Origin of the sequence: Limnobacter sp. 130 (assembly GCF_902506325.1) — a bacterium.
Lineage (GTDB): Bacteria > Pseudomonadota > Gammaproteobacteria > Burkholderiales > Burkholderiaceae_B > Limnobacter.
In genome coordinates this window covers 1,041,105-1,055,743 of sequence record NZ_LR732328.1, presented here as the reverse complement: position 1 = coordinate 1,055,743, position 14,639 = coordinate 1,041,105, and the positions used below count along the sequence as shown (strand labels likewise).

The window sequence follows — 14,639 nt, the reverse complement described above, 5'->3', positions numbered from 1 at the left end:
CGAAGTGATCAATCCTGAAGAGTTTGTTGGCAATTCATGGTCTGGCGTGTGGTCAGAGTCCTGGGTAACGGAAGCCGACGCCGTGATTGTCTCGCTGGGTTTAGAGGTTGCGGATATCGAGCGTGAGGGCAATGGCCTGTTGCGTATCATGATTGATTCGCCAGCAGGTGTCACCGTTGAAGACTGCGAAAAAGTCAGTCACCAGCTCACCCACCTGTTTACCGTCGAAAATGTCAACTACGAGCGGCTCGAGATCTCCTCGCCGGGCGTGGATCGCGTGTTACGTCGCAAAAAAGATTTCGAACGGTTTTTGGATCAAGAGGTGTCCCTGAAGTTTAAGCGGGCCATCAACAATCAAAAACAGTTCAAAGGCGTATTGCAAAAAGGCAAAGAGCAAACCTGGGGAGTGTTGGTCACTCCCGACGGAAAAAATGCCGAGCCGTACTTGCTTGATTTTGAAATAACTGATTTGGCGGGTGCCCGTCTGGTCCCCCATCTAAAGTTTTAGGAGCCCTGGAATGAGCCGTGAGTTGCTTTTATTAGTTGATGCGTTGGCGCGCGAAAAAAATGTGGACAAAGACATCGTCTTTGGTGCGCTCGAATTGGCATTGGCTTCCGCAACCAAGAAGCGCTTCGATGAAGAAGTGGATGTTCGCGTGTCCATCGATCGCGACACAGGCGACTACGACACTTTCCGTCGCTGGGAAGTGGTCACAGAAGAAGACTTCTACGACCCCGCCTATCAAATGGTGTTAGACCAAGCCTTGAAGCATGACGAAGAAGCCGAAATGGGCGACTTCATCGAAGAAGAACTTGAGCCCGTTGAATTTGGTCGAATTGGCGCCCAGGCCGCCAAGCAGGTAATTCTGCAGCGCGTTCGCGACGCTGAGCGTGAGCAAATCCTGCAAGACTTCCTTGATCGTGGCGACAAAATTGTCATTGGTCAGGTCAAGCGCATGGAACGCGGCGATGCCATCGTTGAAAGCGGTCGTATCGAAGCCCGTTTGCCGCGCGATCAAATGATTCCCCGTGAAAGCCTGCGCCCAGGCGACCGTGTACGTGCCTACCTCTGGAAGGTAGATCGCTTGGCGCGCGGTCAACAAGTTATTTTGTCGCGCACATCACCTGAGTTCATCAAAGCATTGTTCGCCATGGAAGTCCCGGAAATCGAGCAAGGTCACCTGGAAATTAAAGGTGCTGCACGCGACCCCGGCATGCGAGCCAAAATTGCAGTATTGGCCCATGACCGCCGCATCGACCCGATTGGTACTTGCGTGGGTGTTCGTGGCTCTCGTGTTCAGGCTGTTACCCAAGAGTTGGGCGGTGAACGCGTAGACATCGTATTGTGGTCCGAAGACCCAGCCCAGTTCGTCATTGGTGCTTTGTCGCCAGCAACCGTTCAATCCATTGTTGTTGATGAAGACCAGCACGTGATGGAAGTGGTGGTTGACGAAGCCGAGCTGGCGCAAGCCATCGGCCGCAGCGGTCAAAACGTGCGTTTGGCCTCTGATCTCACCGGTTGGCAAATCAATATCATGACCCCCGAAGAATCGGCCAAGCGTTCCGAAGAAGAAATCGGCAAGTTGCGTGAGTTGTTCACCAGCAAGCTGGATGTGGACGAAGAAGTGGCCAACATTCTGATCGAGGAAGGTTTCACAGGCCTTGAAGAAGTAGCCTACGTGCCAATCGCTGAAATGCAGGAAATTGAAGCATTTGACGCCGATACTGTCGAAGCACTTCGCACCCGCGCCCGCAATGCTTTGTTGACCGAGGCCATTGCGCGCGAGGAAATAGTAGAAGGTGCAGGCGACCTGATGTCCATCGAAGGCGTTGATGGCGACCTGGTTGGCAAGCTGGCTACTGCTGATATTTCAGACCGCGAAGGTTTGGCCGAGTTGGCCGTCGATGAATTGGTTGAAATTGCAGGAATTGAAGAAGACCGTGCTCGCGACATCATTATGAAAGCGCGCGCACACTGGTTTGAGTAATCCAAACCGTATTGAGTAGAGTCGAATCGGGCCACTCGGTCCGGTCAGTAAGGGAATTTGAAGGAATAGTAGATGACCAGTACCACAGTCGCACAGTTTGCAGCAGAGTTGAAAATGCCCGCCGATGTTCTTTTGGAGCAGCTGAAGTCTGCTGGCGTAAGCAAAACTTCTGAGGCAGATGCAGTTACTGAAGCGGACAAGGGAAAGCTTTTGGAAAGCCTGAGAAAGGCGCACGGATCTGAAAGCGGTCAAAAGAAAATTACCCTCACCCGCAAGCAGACCAGTGAAATCAAGCAAGCAGGCCCTGGTGGCCGTGCACGCACAGTTCAGGTTGAAGTGCGTAAAAAGCGCGTATTCGTGCAGCGCGCTGAAAAAGCAGGTGAAAGCGAGCCCGTTATGGAAGCTCAACTGGATCCGGCTGAACAGGCCCGCCGTGATGCTGAAACACAACGCCAGGCTGAATTGAAAGCGCGTCAGGAAGCGGAGCTGAAAGAAAAACAAGCCAAGCTTGAGCAAGAGCGTGAGCGCGAACTGAAGCTTCAGGAAGAAGCACGCCAGCGCGCCGAAGAAGAGCGCCTTGCCCATGAAGCGGTTGAACAGGCCAAGGCTGAAAACGCCAAACCTGCCAAAGCCGAAGAAGAAACTGATACCAAAGACGAAGCAGCCCAGGCAGCGCGTGCCGAGGAAGCCAAGGCCCGCGAACAACGCGCAGCCGATGCGCTGAAAGCAGAGCAAAAAGCCAAGAAAGCAGCCGAAGATGCGGCCAAGGCCAGTGCGAACCAAGAACGCGCTCGCAAGGCCGCGGAAGCTGAAGTTGCAGCAATTAACCGCATGATGTCCCAGCCCGCCAAGGTCATGAAGGCTGAAGAGCCTGTTGAGCCTCCCAAGGCTGCGGCAACCATTAAAAAGCCTGAGAAGTTGGCCACTGCTGCAGAGGATGACTCTGCAGGGCGTGCTCGCAAAGGTGTTCGCGCACCGGGTGCCAAGGAAGAACCGGGCCGCCGTCGTGGTGGTTTGAAAACCCGAGGCGAAACTGGAGTTGGCCGCACTGGTGCGGGTGGCTGGAAAGGCCCGAAGGGCAAAAACAGTCGCCACAACCAGGAACAAAGCAACTTCAATCAACCCACCGAACCAGTGATCCGTGACGTTCATGTGCCGGAAACCATCACGGTGGCTGAACTTGCGCACAAAATGTCCGTGAAGGCCGCAGAGGTGATCAAGTGCCTGATGAAAATGGGCCAAATGGTCACCATTAACCAGGTGCTAGATCAAGACACGGCCATGATTGTGACCGAGGAATTGGGCCACAAGGCAATTGCTGCCAAGCTAGATGATCCAGAGGCCATGATCGAACAAGCTGGTGTGGCGCATTCTGAAGCGCCGTCAGTGGCTCGCGCACCGGTGGTTACCGTGATGGGTCACGTTGACCACGGTAAAACATCGCTGCTTGATTACATTCGTAGCGCAAAAGTGGCGTCTGGCGAAGCCGGCGGCATTACACAGCACATTGGTGCTTACCACGTAGAAACCGAACGCGGCATGATCACCTTCCTGGATACTCCGGGTCACGAGGCGTTTACTGCCATGCGTGCACGCGGTGCCAAGGCAACCGACATCGTTATTCTGGTGGTATCGGCCGATGACGGCGTGATGCCACAAACCATTGAAGCCATTCACCATGCCAAGGCAGCCAATGTGCCCCTTGTGGTTGCAATCAACAAGATTGACAAGCCTGATGCAAATCCTGAGCGAGTCAAGCAAGAATTGATTTCTCACTCGGTTGTACCAGAGGAATACGGCGGCGATTCGCCCATGGTTCCTGTGTCTGCGAAAACAGGCCTGGGCATTGACGACCTTCTGGAGCAAGTGCTGCTGCAGGCGGAAGTGCTCGAGCTGAAGGCTCAGATCGAAGCCCCAGCCAAAGGCCTGGTTGTTGAGTCCCGCCTGGACAAAGGCCGTGGCCCAGTGGCCACCGTGCTGGTACAAAGCGGTACCTTGAAGAAAGGCGATGTGGTGTTGGCTGGTTCTGCATTTGGTCGCGTACGCGCCATGGTGGACGAAAACGGTCGTTCAATCGAATCCGCTGGTCCTTCAATTCCTGTTGAAATTCAGGGTTTGAGCGATGTGCCGGCCGCTGGTGAAGAAGTGATTGTGTTGCCAGATGAGCGCAAAGCCCGTGAAATTGCCTTGTTCCGTCAAGGCAAGTTCCGCGACGTGAAGCTGGCCAAGCAACAGGCCGCCAAGCTGGAGAACATGTTTGAACAAATGGCTGAAGGCGAAGTTAAACACCTGCCAGTTATTCTGAAAGCCGACGTACAGGGTTCACAAGAAGCCTTGTCACATGCCTTGCAGAAGTTGTCTACCGACGAAGTGAAAGTGCAGGTTGTGCACGCTGCTGTGGGTGGTATCAGTGAATCTGATGTCAACCTGGCGGTGGCCTCCAAAGCGGTGATCATCGGCTTTAACGTGCGTGCTGACCAAGGCGCCCGTAAAACAGCCGAGAACAACGGCGTGGATATTCGCTACTACAACATCATTTACGATGCCGTAGACGAGATCAAAGCCGCGATGACCGGCATGCTGACGCCTGACAAGAAAGAGGAAATCATCGGCAACGTTGAAATCCGCGAAGTGTACAAGATCTCCAAAGTGGGTTCTGTTGCAGGTTGTATGGTGACCGACGGCTTGATTCGTCGTGGTGCAGGTGTACGCTTGCTGCGTGACAACGTGGTGGTGTGGACTGGCCAGCTGGCCTCGCTCAAGCGCTTCAAAGACGACGCCAAAGAAGTGCGCCAGAACTTTGAGTGTGGCTTGCAGCTGCACAACTACGACGACATCCAGGTTGGCGACATTCTGGAAGCATTTGAAGTGAAGGAAGTGGCCCGTACGCAGCTGTAATTGCTGCGTGGGTTTGAAAAGGAAAGTATGCGTTACAAGAAAAAAGCACCAGCCAGAGGAATTCGGGTTGCCGAGCAAATCCAGAAAGACCTGGCTGAGCTGATCCCCCGTGAGTTGAGAGACCCACGGCTTGGGTTTGTCACAATCACAGATGTGGAACTGACACCCGACTACGCCTATGCAACCGTGTATTTCTCGGTATTGACTGGTTCGGCGGAGACCACTGAAGAGGCATTGAATGACTCCTCAGGTTATTTGCGCAATTTGATTTTTAAAAAGTTGCACATTCACACTGTGCCTACCTTGCGTTTCAAACACGACCAATCGGTAGAGCGTGGGGCTGAAATGTCCCAGATCATTGACCGGGCGCTGAAAGGCGAGGGTGGTGGTGCCACAGATTCGGATGGTGGTGGCGACGGTGGCGGTGACTAAAAAGCAAAAACGTGCCTTGTCTGGTGTGTTGTTGTTCGACAAATCGACTGGTTATTCGTCCAATCAAGCCCTGCAAATCGTCAAGCGCCTGTACCGTGCTGAAAAAACCGGCCACACAGGTACGCTGGACCCATTGGCAAGCGGCTTGTTACCATTGATGTTCGGTGAGGCGACCAAGTTTGCGGCAGATTTGATCGACGCAAGCAAATCCTACAGAACCAAAGTGCGGCTGGGTTTTTCAAGCAACACCGGCGATGCCGAGGGTGAATTGACGAAAGTCAGCACCCGCGCGCTTGAAAGCATCACCGAGATTGAGGTAAAACAGGTGTGTGCGCAGTTTGTTGGGGAAATTCAACAGACGCCACCGATGTTTTCTGCATTAAAGAAAGACGGCAAGCCTTTGTACGAGTATGCTCGCGAAGGCATTGAATTGGACAGACCTGCTCGAACCCTTTTGATCCATCAATTGGATGTCATTAAAGTCGAGCACAATCAGCAAGATGGTGAACTTGGTTGCACCATTGAGCTGGAAGTAAATTGCAGCAAAGGCACCTACGTGCGCACCCTGGGCGAAGACATCGCCAAGGCATTGGGCACGGCAGGCTACCTCACCGAACTGCGGAGAACCGCGATTGGTGACTTGAAAGTGGAACGCGCGTACACCCTGGATGCACTCAAAGTGCTCGGTGAATCGGAAACCCCCTTTGACGCTTTGGATGCTGTGCTTTTCCCGGTGGATTCGCTTTTGGGCAGCCTGGGGAAAGTTGAATTGAACAATGAGTTTGCGCGGCGGTTTTCGCACGGGCAACGGTTGCCACTGGACTTGGTCAACGCCAAACCAGGGCGAGTGCGGGTGTACGGAGAAGCCCCCGCGCAGGATGTGAACACCGATGTAAGCAATACGGCCTTCAAAGGCAATTCCCTATTTATGGGAACAGGCATTTTAGAAACGGATGGGAAGGGCGCCTTGCTTCGACCCGACAGATTGATTCAGGTAAATTTATGACACGCGCATTACGTAACGTTGCAATTATCGCCCACGTGGACCACGGCAAAACCACGCTGGTTGACCAACTCCTTCGCCAGTCTGGCACCTTCCGCGAGAACGAAAAGCTCGAAGAACGTGTGATGGACAGCAACGACATTGAAAAAGAACGTGGTATCACGATTCTTTCCAAGAACTGCGCAGTTGAATATGAAGGCACCCACATCAACATCGTCGACACCCCAGGACACGCCGACTTTGGCGGTGAAGTGGAGCGCGTGTTGTCGATGGTTGATTCGGTTTTGTTGTTGGTAGATGCCGTAGAAGGCCCAATGCCACAAACACGTTTTGTAACCCGCAAGGCATTGGCCTTGGGTTTGAAGCCCATCGTGGTAGTGAACAAAGTAGACCGCCCTGGCGCCCGCATTGACTGGGTAATCGATCAAACCTTTGACTTGTTCGACAAGTTGGGTGCAACCGATGAACAGCTGGACTTCCCGATTGTTTACGCTTCTGGTTTGAACGGTTTTGCTGGCGATACACCCGATGTGCGCGAAGGCACCATGCGCCCCTTGTTCGAAGCCATTTTGAAGTATGTGCCTGTGCGTGATGATGACCCCAATGGTCCCCTGCAATTCCAGATCACATCGCTCGATTACAACAGCTACGTGGGCAAGATCGGTATTGGCCGTATCAAGCGCGGTACGGTACGGGTTGGCCAGCAGGTAACCTGTATCAACGGCCCAGACGGCACACCATTTAATGGTCGAATCAACCAGGTGCTGAAGTTCCGTGGTCTGGAGCGTATTCAGGAAGAAGAAGCCCAAGCTGGCGACATTTGCCTGATCAATGGTATTGAGGAAATCGGCATTGGAACCACCATCTGCTCACCTGAAGCAGTAGAAGGTCTGGAAATTCCAGCGATTGATGAGCCAACATTGACCATGAACTTCATGGTCAACACATCGCCACTGGCTGGCCGTGAAGGCAAGTTTGTAACCAGTCGCCAGTTGCGTGACCGTTTGCAGCGTGAATTGAAAGCCAACGTGGCCCTGCGCGTTAAAGACACCGACGACGACACCGTATTTGAAGTGTCAGGCCGTGGTGAATTGCACCTGACCATCTTGCTGGAAAACATGCGTCGTGAAGGCTATGAATTGGCCGTGTCACGCCCACGCGTGGTGTTCAAGGAAGTTGACGGCGTGAAGTGCGAGCCCTACGAAATGTTGACCGTGGATGTGGAAGACTCACACCAGGGTGGCGTGATGGAAGAATTGGGTCGCCGCAAAGGTGATTTGCTTGATATGTCACCCGATGGCAAAGGCCGTGTTCGTCTGGAATACAAAATTCCAGCACGTGGCTTGATTGGTTTCCAGGGTGATTTCATGACCCTGACACGCGGTACTGGCTTGATCAGTCACGTGTTTGATCAATACGCACCGATTCGCGAAGGTGGTTCTGCCGAGCGTCACAATGGCGTGCTGATTTCTCAAGACGATGGCGATGCAGTTGCTTACGCCTTGTGGAAGTTGCAAGACCGTGGTCGCATGTTTGTGTCACCCGGTGAAGCCTTGTACGAAGGCATGGTGATTGGTATTCACAGCCGTGACAACGACCTGGTCGTAAACCCCATCAAGGGCAAGCAACTGACCAACGTTCGTTCATCGGGCACTGACGAAGCTGTTCGCCTGGTTCCTCCAATTCAAATGAATCTGGAATACGCTGTTGAATTTATTGCTGAAGACGAATTGGTGGAAATTACGCCGAAGAATATTCGCATTCGCAAGCGTTTCCTGAAGGAACACGAGCGCAAGCGCGCCAGCCGCGACGCAGCGTAAGCCGCAAGGTTGAATCTTAAAGGGGGCGTGGCTTTGGCCTCGCCCTTTTTATTTGTAAAATTCAAACCATGACTTTCAAACCCAGAACACTTTCTGTTGCCCCAATGATCGACTGGACCGACCGGCATTGCCGCAGGTTCCATCGAGCCATTAGCCAGCACACCTGGTTGTATACCGAGATGATCACCACAGGTGCTCTGGTGTACGGCGACCGCAATCGTTTTTTGGCATTCAACGAGGAAGAGCATCCTGTCGCCTTTCAAATTGGGGGTAGCGACCCGGAACATCTGGCAGCGTGCGCAAAGTGGATCGAACAAGCGGGTTACGACGAATTGAACCTGAATGTGGGCTGTCCATCGGAGCGCGTGCAAAAGGGGTCTTTTGGTGCCTGCCTGATGGCTGAGCCTGATTTGGTAGCCGACTGCGTCAAAGCCATGCGGGATGCCTGCTCAATCGACGTAACGGTGAAGCATCGAATCGGGCTCGATTACGATGAAAGCGAAACCATGCTGTACGAATTTGTCGGCAAGGTGAGTGAAGCCGGTTGCAACACTTTCATTGTGCATGCACGCAATGCGGTGTTGAAGGGTTTGTCGCCAAAAGAAAACCGTGACATTCCACCCTTGCGTTATGAGGTTGTAAAGCGGTTGAAGCAGCATTTTCCGCATCTTCAAATTATCTTGAACGGCGGAATCACTACCGTGGACGCTATTAAAAGCCACTTGGATTGGGCAGACGGTTGCATGATTGGTCGAGAGGCGTATTCCAATCCCTGGCTACTGGCCCAGTTTGACGAAGTCATTGGCCAACCCACGGATACAAGAACTCGTTTCAACGTGATTGATGAATTACGCGCCTACGCTGACCAGGAATTGCGCAAAGGCGAGAGCATTCGGAATATTACGAAATCCTGGCTGGGCTTGTTTCACGGGCAGCCGGGCGGCAGGCTTTACCGCCAGGTGTTGTCCGATTCAACCTTGCTGAAAGCTAATAATTGGCAGGTGGTTGAAGACGCTTTGGCGAAAATGCTCAAGCATGCTGCTTGAGTAGGCACTAAAGCAACACCAACTTGCCAGGGTTCAGAAGATTCTTTGGATCCAAAGCCTGTTTAATTGTTTTGAATGCCGCGTAGTTGCTTTTGCTGGTAATGTCCCGCAACAGTTCAGCCTTGAGTTGACCAATGCCGTGTTCGGCCGATACGGTGCCACCGCACTGCAAAATCGCGTTATGCACCAAGGTGTTTAACAAGCTTTGGTGTTGCTTCAGAAATTCCGCAGAGTCACTGCCTTTGGGTGCTGACAAGTTGAAATGCAGGTTGCCATCGCCAAGGTGGCCAAACAACACCGGCCGAACATCAACCCCATGTTCTGCGATTTCATTTAATGCAATATCGTGAAATACAGGCAATTGTGACACCGCACACGCCACATCGTGTTTCACGTTCAAGCCCTCTTTGGCCTGTGCTTCGGATATGTTCTCTCTCAAGGCCCAAAAGGTGTCAATTTCCCGCCCGCTTTGCGCAATTGCAATGTTGCGCACGCCTGGGAGTTCCTCGAGCAAGGCTTCCAGCGTTTTGGTGACCTGCTCGCGCAATGCGGTTTCCGGGCCCAAAGAGGTAAATTCCGCCAGTACATGGTCCTCCGCGCCCGGGCCAGTGGGTGCACGGCCTGGAAAATGGGTTTGAACCACCTCAATTGCATTGGCGTTCATCCACTCGTAGCTGCTGAGTTCGCCAAACAGATGGCTTTGAACAAACCCCAGCGCATCGACTGCAACTTGAATGTTGTCCACATTCAGCCAGGCCACACAACGGCTTTTGGGGGCAGGGTACACCTTCATGCACGCCGTGGTCACTATGCCCAGTGTGCCCTCTGAGCCAATCAACAAATGGCGCAAGTCGTAGCCGGTGTTGTTTTTGCGAAGTCCTCGCAAGTCACCACACAACTCGCCCTGTGCATTCACATATTCAAGACCCAGGCACAATTCTCGGGTATTGCCATAGCGCAGCACAGCCACACCACCGGCGTTGCTGGCCAAGTTACCACCTAAGGTGCAAGTGCCTTCCGAGGCCAAACTCAAGGGGAACAGGAATCCGTGGGCACTTGCATATTCCTGAATTTCATACAAGGTGTAGCCCGCGCTGGCGGTCAGTGTCAGGTTGCTTTCATCCAGCTTCAACACATCGCGAATTCGACCAGTTTTAAGCACCACATGCGGGCGCTTTGATGCATCGCCCTCTGCTGTGGGTACGGCACCACCCACCAACCCCGTGTTGCCGCCCTGGGTGGAAATGGCGACGTCGAATTGGTCGCACACCTTCACAATGCCCTGAATCTGCGCAGCGTTCAGGGGTTCAAGCAGGGCCAGTGCGGTGGTTTGGTAGCGTTTGCGCCAATCGGTGCATGCGTGGGCAATGTCCGTGGTGTCGGTCTTGACCATCAAGCCCGGCACCTGTTTGCGCAACTGGTCAAGAAATTCGTTCATGCCCTCAGGCTACCTTGGTTTTTGGCACTTTGTAAGTGCGCGCAAACACGCTGACGCTGGCAAAAAGTGCGATGGTCAGAAACACCTCGAGCCCGGCCATTAACTGAGAGGCAAGGGCGGGGTCGGAACTGGCCCGTGTTGCGCCTTCTGCAAAGTACAACCACACCAACAGAGAAGTAGCCTGATAGGTGCGTACGCGTTGTTTGAATATGCCGGGCACCACCAATAGCAAGGGCAATACCTTCAGCACCAGCCAGCTGCCACCCGGGCGAATCGGCGCAATAAACAGTTCCCAGGCCACGCACAAGGCGATCAGGGCCAACAGGCTGGTTACGGTCGCCCAGTAGGCTTTGCTGCGGGTTGAATTCATGTCGGGGGTGCTGCTCATCAGGGTTTATCCATGTGTTGTAGTGCCAGTGCTGCTTTTGCCAAACGCACGCCTTGCGCTCTGGCCAGTGCTTTTTCGTGTTCGGAAAGCGGGTTGTGTCCTTTTGTCCCGGCCCAATGGGTCACGCCGTAGGGTGTGCCGCCGGTGGTGGTGTCGTGCAAGGCCTGTTCGGAATAGGGAATGCCCAGCCACAACATGCCATGGTGAATCAGGGGCAAGGCCATGCTGGTTAACGTGGTTTCCTGGCCGCCATGCAAACTGCTGGTGCTGGTGAATACGCAAAACGGTTTGTTGATCAGGTCGCCTGCAAGCCAGTTTCCCACTGTGCCATCGATAAAATACTTCATCGCGGCCGCCATATTGCCAAACCGGGTCGGGGAGCCAAGTGCCAGGCCTGCGCATTCTTTCAAGTCTGCCGGTTCTGCGTAAGGTGGGCCATCCGCGGGGATGTCTGGTTCTGTGGACTCGCTGTTGGCAGACACCCCGGGTACTGTGCGAAGCCGCGCTGAAACGCCCTTGACTGAATCGACGCCCAAAGCAATTTCACGTGCCAATTGTGCGGTGGTACCGTGGCGGGTGTAATACAAGACCAATACTTCAATCATGCTTAAGGGTTATCATGGGGGCTGTTGGAACCCCTATTGTATCGAAGCGCATGAGTTCAGCCGCACCTTCCGAAACAACTGAGACCAAGAGTTTCAAAACCGTCGGCAAACCCGTTGAGGAAAGCCAAACCCGCCGGGCCCGTTTTATGCGGGGTGCCCGTCGTGCATTCAGTGTGGCCGATGTGGAATTGTCCCCGCTGAATTTGCGCTGGTGGATTGCATTTACCCGCCTGGTCAGTCAGCGCATTAGCGAGCAACGTCTGCCCCAGGTGGCGGCCAGCTTAACCTTCACCACTGTGCTTTCGCTGGTACCCCTGGCCACTGTGGTATTGGCCATATTCACTGCATTTCCAATGTTTGACCGTTTGCAGTCTTCTTTGCAGGGTTATCTGATCGAGAGTTTTTTTCCGGAAACCTTGTCAGAAACCATTCTGACCTATGTCACACAGTTTTCTGACAAAGCCAAAGGGCTGACTGCCATTGGTATCGTGTTCTTGGTTATTACCGCATTGACCACCATGTTCACTGTGGATCGGGTGTTCAATCAGATCTGGAACGTGAAGCGTCAACGCTCGACTATCAACAAAGTGCTGTTGTACTGGGCTGTTCTGTCTTTGGCGCCAGTATTGATCGCTTTGAGTATCAGCGTATCGACTGCCTTGATTGGCGAGTCCATGAGTGGCATCAATCCAGTTCTTGGTGGTATGTTCCCGGCGCTGAATCTGATACCCCTTACCCTGACCGTGTTGGCGTTTGCATTCATCTATCGCGCAGTGCCCAATCGCGCAGTACATTGGAAAGATGCCTTGGTGGGCGGTGCGCTGGCAGCCATTCTGTTTGAAATTTCAAAGCGGGCCTTCGCGGCCTACATCACGCATTTCCCAAGTTACACCGCTTTATATGGCGCTTTGGCGGCGTTTCCAATCTTTTTGCTTTGGATTTACGTGAGCTGGATTATTGTGCTGCTGGGTGCTAGCACCGTGGCGGCGTTGCCAGTGGCCCGAACCGGCTACTGGAACCCCAGCAACCGCCCCGGTGAACGGTGGTTGCAAGGTTTGAGCGTGTTGGTTGAACTGGAAAAATCGCGCCAACAGGAAAAACCCGGCATGACCATGGAAGAGTTGAGGGTGTTTGCCAAAGTGCCACCTGATCAACTGGACGAGATCCTGAGCTTGCTGATAGACCATGGAGTGATTGGACTCTTGGCGATTGTAAGGGGTGATGATCGATTTGCCCTGATCTGCGACCCGGCCAATATCAGTGCAGAAGTGGTGGCAAAAGCATTGTGGTACGACCCTTCCTTGACGGCGGAATGGGCAGCCCGATTGCCACAATCTACGGCGAGACTTTCCGAGTTTCAGGAAGAATTTATTCGTCGGCCCCGCCTGTCTCAATGGCTTGAACTCGCGCCTTGCTAGGTGGGTGATGTCAACGTGAATCAATCTTCGGCGTTGGATTTGAACTTATTGTGAAAAAAGAGTGTCCATATCTACAAAAGAAGAGCTTACGTTTGGCACCCATAGGTGCTTTCTGTAAACTAAGCGTGACGAGCCAAAAGCTCTGACATTTAATAATATCAACACAGTCTGGAGCTGTTATGAGTAACAAAGGGCAATTACTACAAGACCCCTTCCTCAATTTGCTGCGCAAAGAGCATGTACCCGTGTCCATTTACCTGGTCAACGGTATCAAGCTTCAGGGCCAAATCGAGTCTTTTGATCAATACGTGGTTTTGCTACGTAATACGGTAACCCAAATGGTCTACAAGCACGCAATTTCAACGGTTGTGCCTGGCCGTTCAGTTACATTCACCCCCGAGGTGAAGGAGTAAACTTATCTTCACTTTCCAATTTTTCCGCGGTTTGCAATGACGCGTAGTTCCCTGGTTGCACTTGACCTTGGTCAACACGAGTTCCGCGAAAGTGTCGATGAGCTGGCTCTACTGGCCACCTCTGCTGGTGCAGAGGTGATCGGCGTTTTCGTGTCCAAACGGCGTTCCCCCGACTCCGCAACATTCATTGGCTCTGGCAAGGTGCAGGAAATACTTGCGCATTGCGATGCAGAAGAGGTCGAGCTGGTGATATTCAATCACAGCTTGAGTCCTGCCCAGCAACGAAATCTTGAAAATGCCCTAGGGCGCCGCGTGATCGACCGCACCGGGCTGATTCTCGATATTTTTGCCATTCGCGCGCGCAGTTTCGAAGGCAAGTTGCAGGTCGAACTGGCTCAACTGCAGTACATGGCTTCGCGACTGGTTCGCGGCAACGCCAATTTGTATGGTCAGCAAGGTGGTATCGGCATGCGCGGGCCGGGTGAAACCCAACTTGAAACAGACCGTCGCCTGATCGGGGTGAAGGTCAAACAGTTGAAAACCCGTCTTGAAAAGCTGCAGAAGCAGCGCCAAACCCAACGCAGGCAGCGTGAACGCAGAGGGCAGTTCACGGTCGCAATTGTGGGCTACACCAATGCGGGCAAAAGTACGCTGTTCAATTCAATTACAAGCGACAAAGCCTATGCCGCCGATCAGCTCTTTGCCACTTTGGACACCACCACACGTCGCGTTTGGCTGGCGCCCAAGATAGACATGGCACTTTCCGATACCGTCGGGTTTATTCGCGATCTGTCACATTCTCTTGTCGATGCGTTCAAGGCGACGCTTGAAAGTGCAGTACACGCCGATGTGCTGCTGCATGTTGTCGATGTGAGTTCGCAGGTTCGGCACAGTCAAATCGATGAAGTCAACAAAGTGTTGCACGAGATCGAAGCAGGAGATGTTCCGCAGGTGATCATCTGGAACAAAATAGACGCCTGCGAGCGTTCTGTGGAAGTCGAGCGCGACGGCAATGGTAAGATTTTGTCCGTGGCGGTGAGTGCACGCTATGGGCTTGGCATTCCTGAATTGAGGGAATGTTTGACTGAACTTGCAGGCAACTTCTATGCTCAAAGCAGGGGTGCAGACACGCAGTCAGATCAATTGCAGTGGGCCTGAACGTCAACAATTATTTTTTCAGCAGTAGGAAC

13 protein-coding genes are annotated in these 14,639 nt (G+C 53.2%); 10 read left to right on the top strand and 3 right to left on the bottom strand.

What is annotated here, in order from left to right; all coding sequences use genetic code 11:
* The first annotated feature begins 4 nt into the window (after window positions 1–4).
* The 7 genes from rimP to dusA all read left to right on the top strand — a co-directional run bounded on the left by rimP (window position 5) and on the right by dusA (window position 9,187).
* A complete protein-coding gene (gene rimP / locus FRIGORI9N_RS04995; RefSeq protein ID WP_236550802.1) occupies window positions 5–508 on the top strand; it encodes a ribosome maturation factor RimP in 504 nt (167 codons plus the stop codon).
* A 10-nt stretch (window positions 509–518) separates the two neighbouring features.
* Entirely contained in the window at window positions 519–1,988 is a 1,470-nt protein-coding gene (gene nusA / locus FRIGORI9N_RS04990; RefSeq protein WP_159568745.1) for a transcription termination factor NusA, read from the top strand.
* 72 nt (window positions 1,989–2,060) lie between these two features.
* Window positions 2,061–4,886, top strand: a complete 2,826-nt coding sequence (gene infB / locus FRIGORI9N_RS04985; RefSeq protein WP_159568744.1) for a translation initiation factor IF-2 — start codon at window positions 2,061–2,063, stop codon at window positions 4,884–4,886.
* 27 nt (window positions 4,887–4,913) lie between these two features.
* Window positions 4,914–5,318 (top strand): 30S ribosome-binding factor RbfA, encoded by a 405-nt coding sequence (gene rbfA, locus FRIGORI9N_RS04980; RefSeq protein ID WP_159568743.1) that lies wholly within the window; start codon window positions 4,914–4,916, stop codon window positions 5,316–5,318.
* Window positions 5,290–6,324 (top strand): tRNA pseudouridine(55) synthase TruB, encoded by a 1,035-nt coding sequence (gene truB / locus FRIGORI9N_RS04975; RefSeq protein ID WP_159569653.1) that lies wholly within the window; start codon window positions 5,290–5,292, stop codon window positions 6,322–6,324. Before rbfA ends, truB begins: the two co-directional genes overlap by 29 nt.
* Complete coding sequence (gene typA / locus FRIGORI9N_RS04970) at window positions 6,321–8,141, top strand: translational GTPase TypA (protein ID WP_159568742.1); 1,821 nt, start codon at window positions 6,321–6,323, stop codon at window positions 8,139–8,141. The genes truB and typA overlap by 4 nt, the downstream gene beginning before the upstream one ends.
* A gap of 68 nt (window positions 8,142–8,209) precedes the next feature.
* Entirely contained in the window at window positions 8,210–9,187 is a 978-nt protein-coding gene (gene dusA, locus FRIGORI9N_RS04965; protein WP_159568741.1) for a tRNA dihydrouridine(20/20a) synthase DusA, read from the top strand.
* Window positions 9,188–9,194: 7 nt separating this feature from the next.
* Here the strand turns inward: dusA and FRIGORI9N_RS04960 are convergent, their stop codons facing one another.
* From FRIGORI9N_RS04960 to wrbA, 3 genes are read right to left on the bottom strand one after another with little or no spacing between them, the layout of a single operon-like run.
* Window positions 9,195–10,625: an FAD-binding oxidoreductase gene (locus tag FRIGORI9N_RS04960; RefSeq protein ID WP_159568740.1), complete on the bottom strand. Its 1,431-nt coding sequence runs from the start codon at window positions 10,623–10,625 to the stop codon at window positions 9,195–9,197.
* Between the two features lie 4 nt (window positions 10,626–10,629).
* Window positions 10,630–11,013, bottom strand: a complete 384-nt coding sequence (locus tag FRIGORI9N_RS04955) for a DUF2069 domain-containing protein (protein ID WP_159568739.1) — start codon at window positions 11,011–11,013, stop codon at window positions 10,630–10,632.
* Entirely contained in the window at window positions 11,013–11,618 is a 606-nt protein-coding gene (gene wrbA, locus FRIGORI9N_RS04950; protein ID WP_159568738.1) for an NAD(P)H:quinone oxidoreductase, read from the bottom strand. Before wrbA ends, FRIGORI9N_RS04955 begins: the two co-directional genes overlap by 1 nt.
* 50 nt (window positions 11,619–11,668) lie before the next feature.
* On the opposite strand from wrbA, the gene FRIGORI9N_RS04945 reads away from it, so the two are divergent.
* The 3 genes from FRIGORI9N_RS04945 to hflX all read left to right on the top strand — a co-directional run bounded on the left by FRIGORI9N_RS04945 (window position 11,669) and on the right by hflX (window position 14,607).
* Complete coding sequence (locus tag FRIGORI9N_RS04945; protein ID WP_159568737.1) at window positions 11,669–13,036, top strand: YihY family inner membrane protein; 1,368 nt, start codon at window positions 11,669–11,671, stop codon at window positions 13,034–13,036.
* Between the two features lie 179 nt (window positions 13,037–13,215).
* Window positions 13,216–13,449 (top strand): RNA chaperone Hfq, encoded by a 234-nt coding sequence (gene hfq, locus FRIGORI9N_RS04940; protein WP_008248719.1) that lies wholly within the window; start codon window positions 13,216–13,218, stop codon window positions 13,447–13,449.
* 36 nt (window positions 13,450–13,485) lie between these two features.
* On the top strand, window positions 13,486–14,607 hold the full coding sequence (gene hflX, locus FRIGORI9N_RS04935) for a GTPase HflX (RefSeq protein ID WP_159568736.1): 1,122 nt from the start codon (window positions 13,486–13,488) through the stop codon (window positions 14,605–14,607).
* The last annotated feature ends 32 nt before the right edge of the window (window positions 14,608–14,639 follow it).

What these genes read in the sequence shown, in the direction of transcription:
- nusA (WP_159568745.1), top strand. Translation starts at nt 519, where the DNA reads ATGAGCCGTGAGTTGCTTTTATTAGTTGATGCGTTGGCGCGCGAAAAA.
- infB (WP_159568744.1), top strand. Translation starts at nt 2,061, where the DNA reads ATGACCAGTACCACAGTCGCACAGTTTGCAGCAGAGTTGAAAATGCCC.
- rbfA (WP_159568743.1), top strand. Translation starts at nt 4,914, where the DNA reads ATGCGTTACAAGAAAAAAGCACCAGCCAGAGGAATTCGGGTTGCCGAG.
- truB (WP_159569653.1), top strand. Translation starts at nt 5,290, where the DNA reads ATGGTGGTGGCGACGGTGGCGGTGACTAAAAAGCAAAAACGTGCCTTG.
- typA (WP_159568742.1), top strand. Translation starts at nt 6,321, where the DNA reads ATGACACGCGCATTACGTAACGTTGCAATTATCGCCCACGTGGACCAC.
- dusA (WP_159568741.1), top strand. Translation starts at nt 8,210, where the DNA reads ATGACTTTCAAACCCAGAACACTTTCTGTTGCCCCAATGATCGACTGG.
- FRIGORI9N_RS04960 (WP_159568740.1), bottom strand. Translation starts at nt 10,625, where the DNA reads ATGAACGAATTTCTTGACCAGTTGCGCAAACAGGTGCCGGGCTTGATG.
- FRIGORI9N_RS04955 (WP_159568739.1), bottom strand. Translation starts at nt 11,013, where the DNA reads ATGAGCAGCACCCCCGACATGAATTCAACCCGCAGCAAAGCCTACTGG.
- wrbA (WP_159568738.1), bottom strand. Translation starts at nt 11,618, where the DNA reads ATGATTGAAGTATTGGTCTTGTATTACACCCGCCACGGTACCACCGCA.
- FRIGORI9N_RS04945 (WP_159568737.1), top strand. Translation starts at nt 11,669, where the DNA reads ATGAGTTCAGCCGCACCTTCCGAAACAACTGAGACCAAGAGTTTCAAA.
- hfq (WP_008248719.1), top strand. Translation starts at nt 13,216, where the DNA reads ATGAGTAACAAAGGGCAATTACTACAAGACCCCTTCCTCAATTTGCTG.
- hflX (WP_159568736.1), top strand. Translation starts at nt 13,486, where the DNA reads ATGACGCGTAGTTCCCTGGTTGCACTTGACCTTGGTCAACACGAGTTC.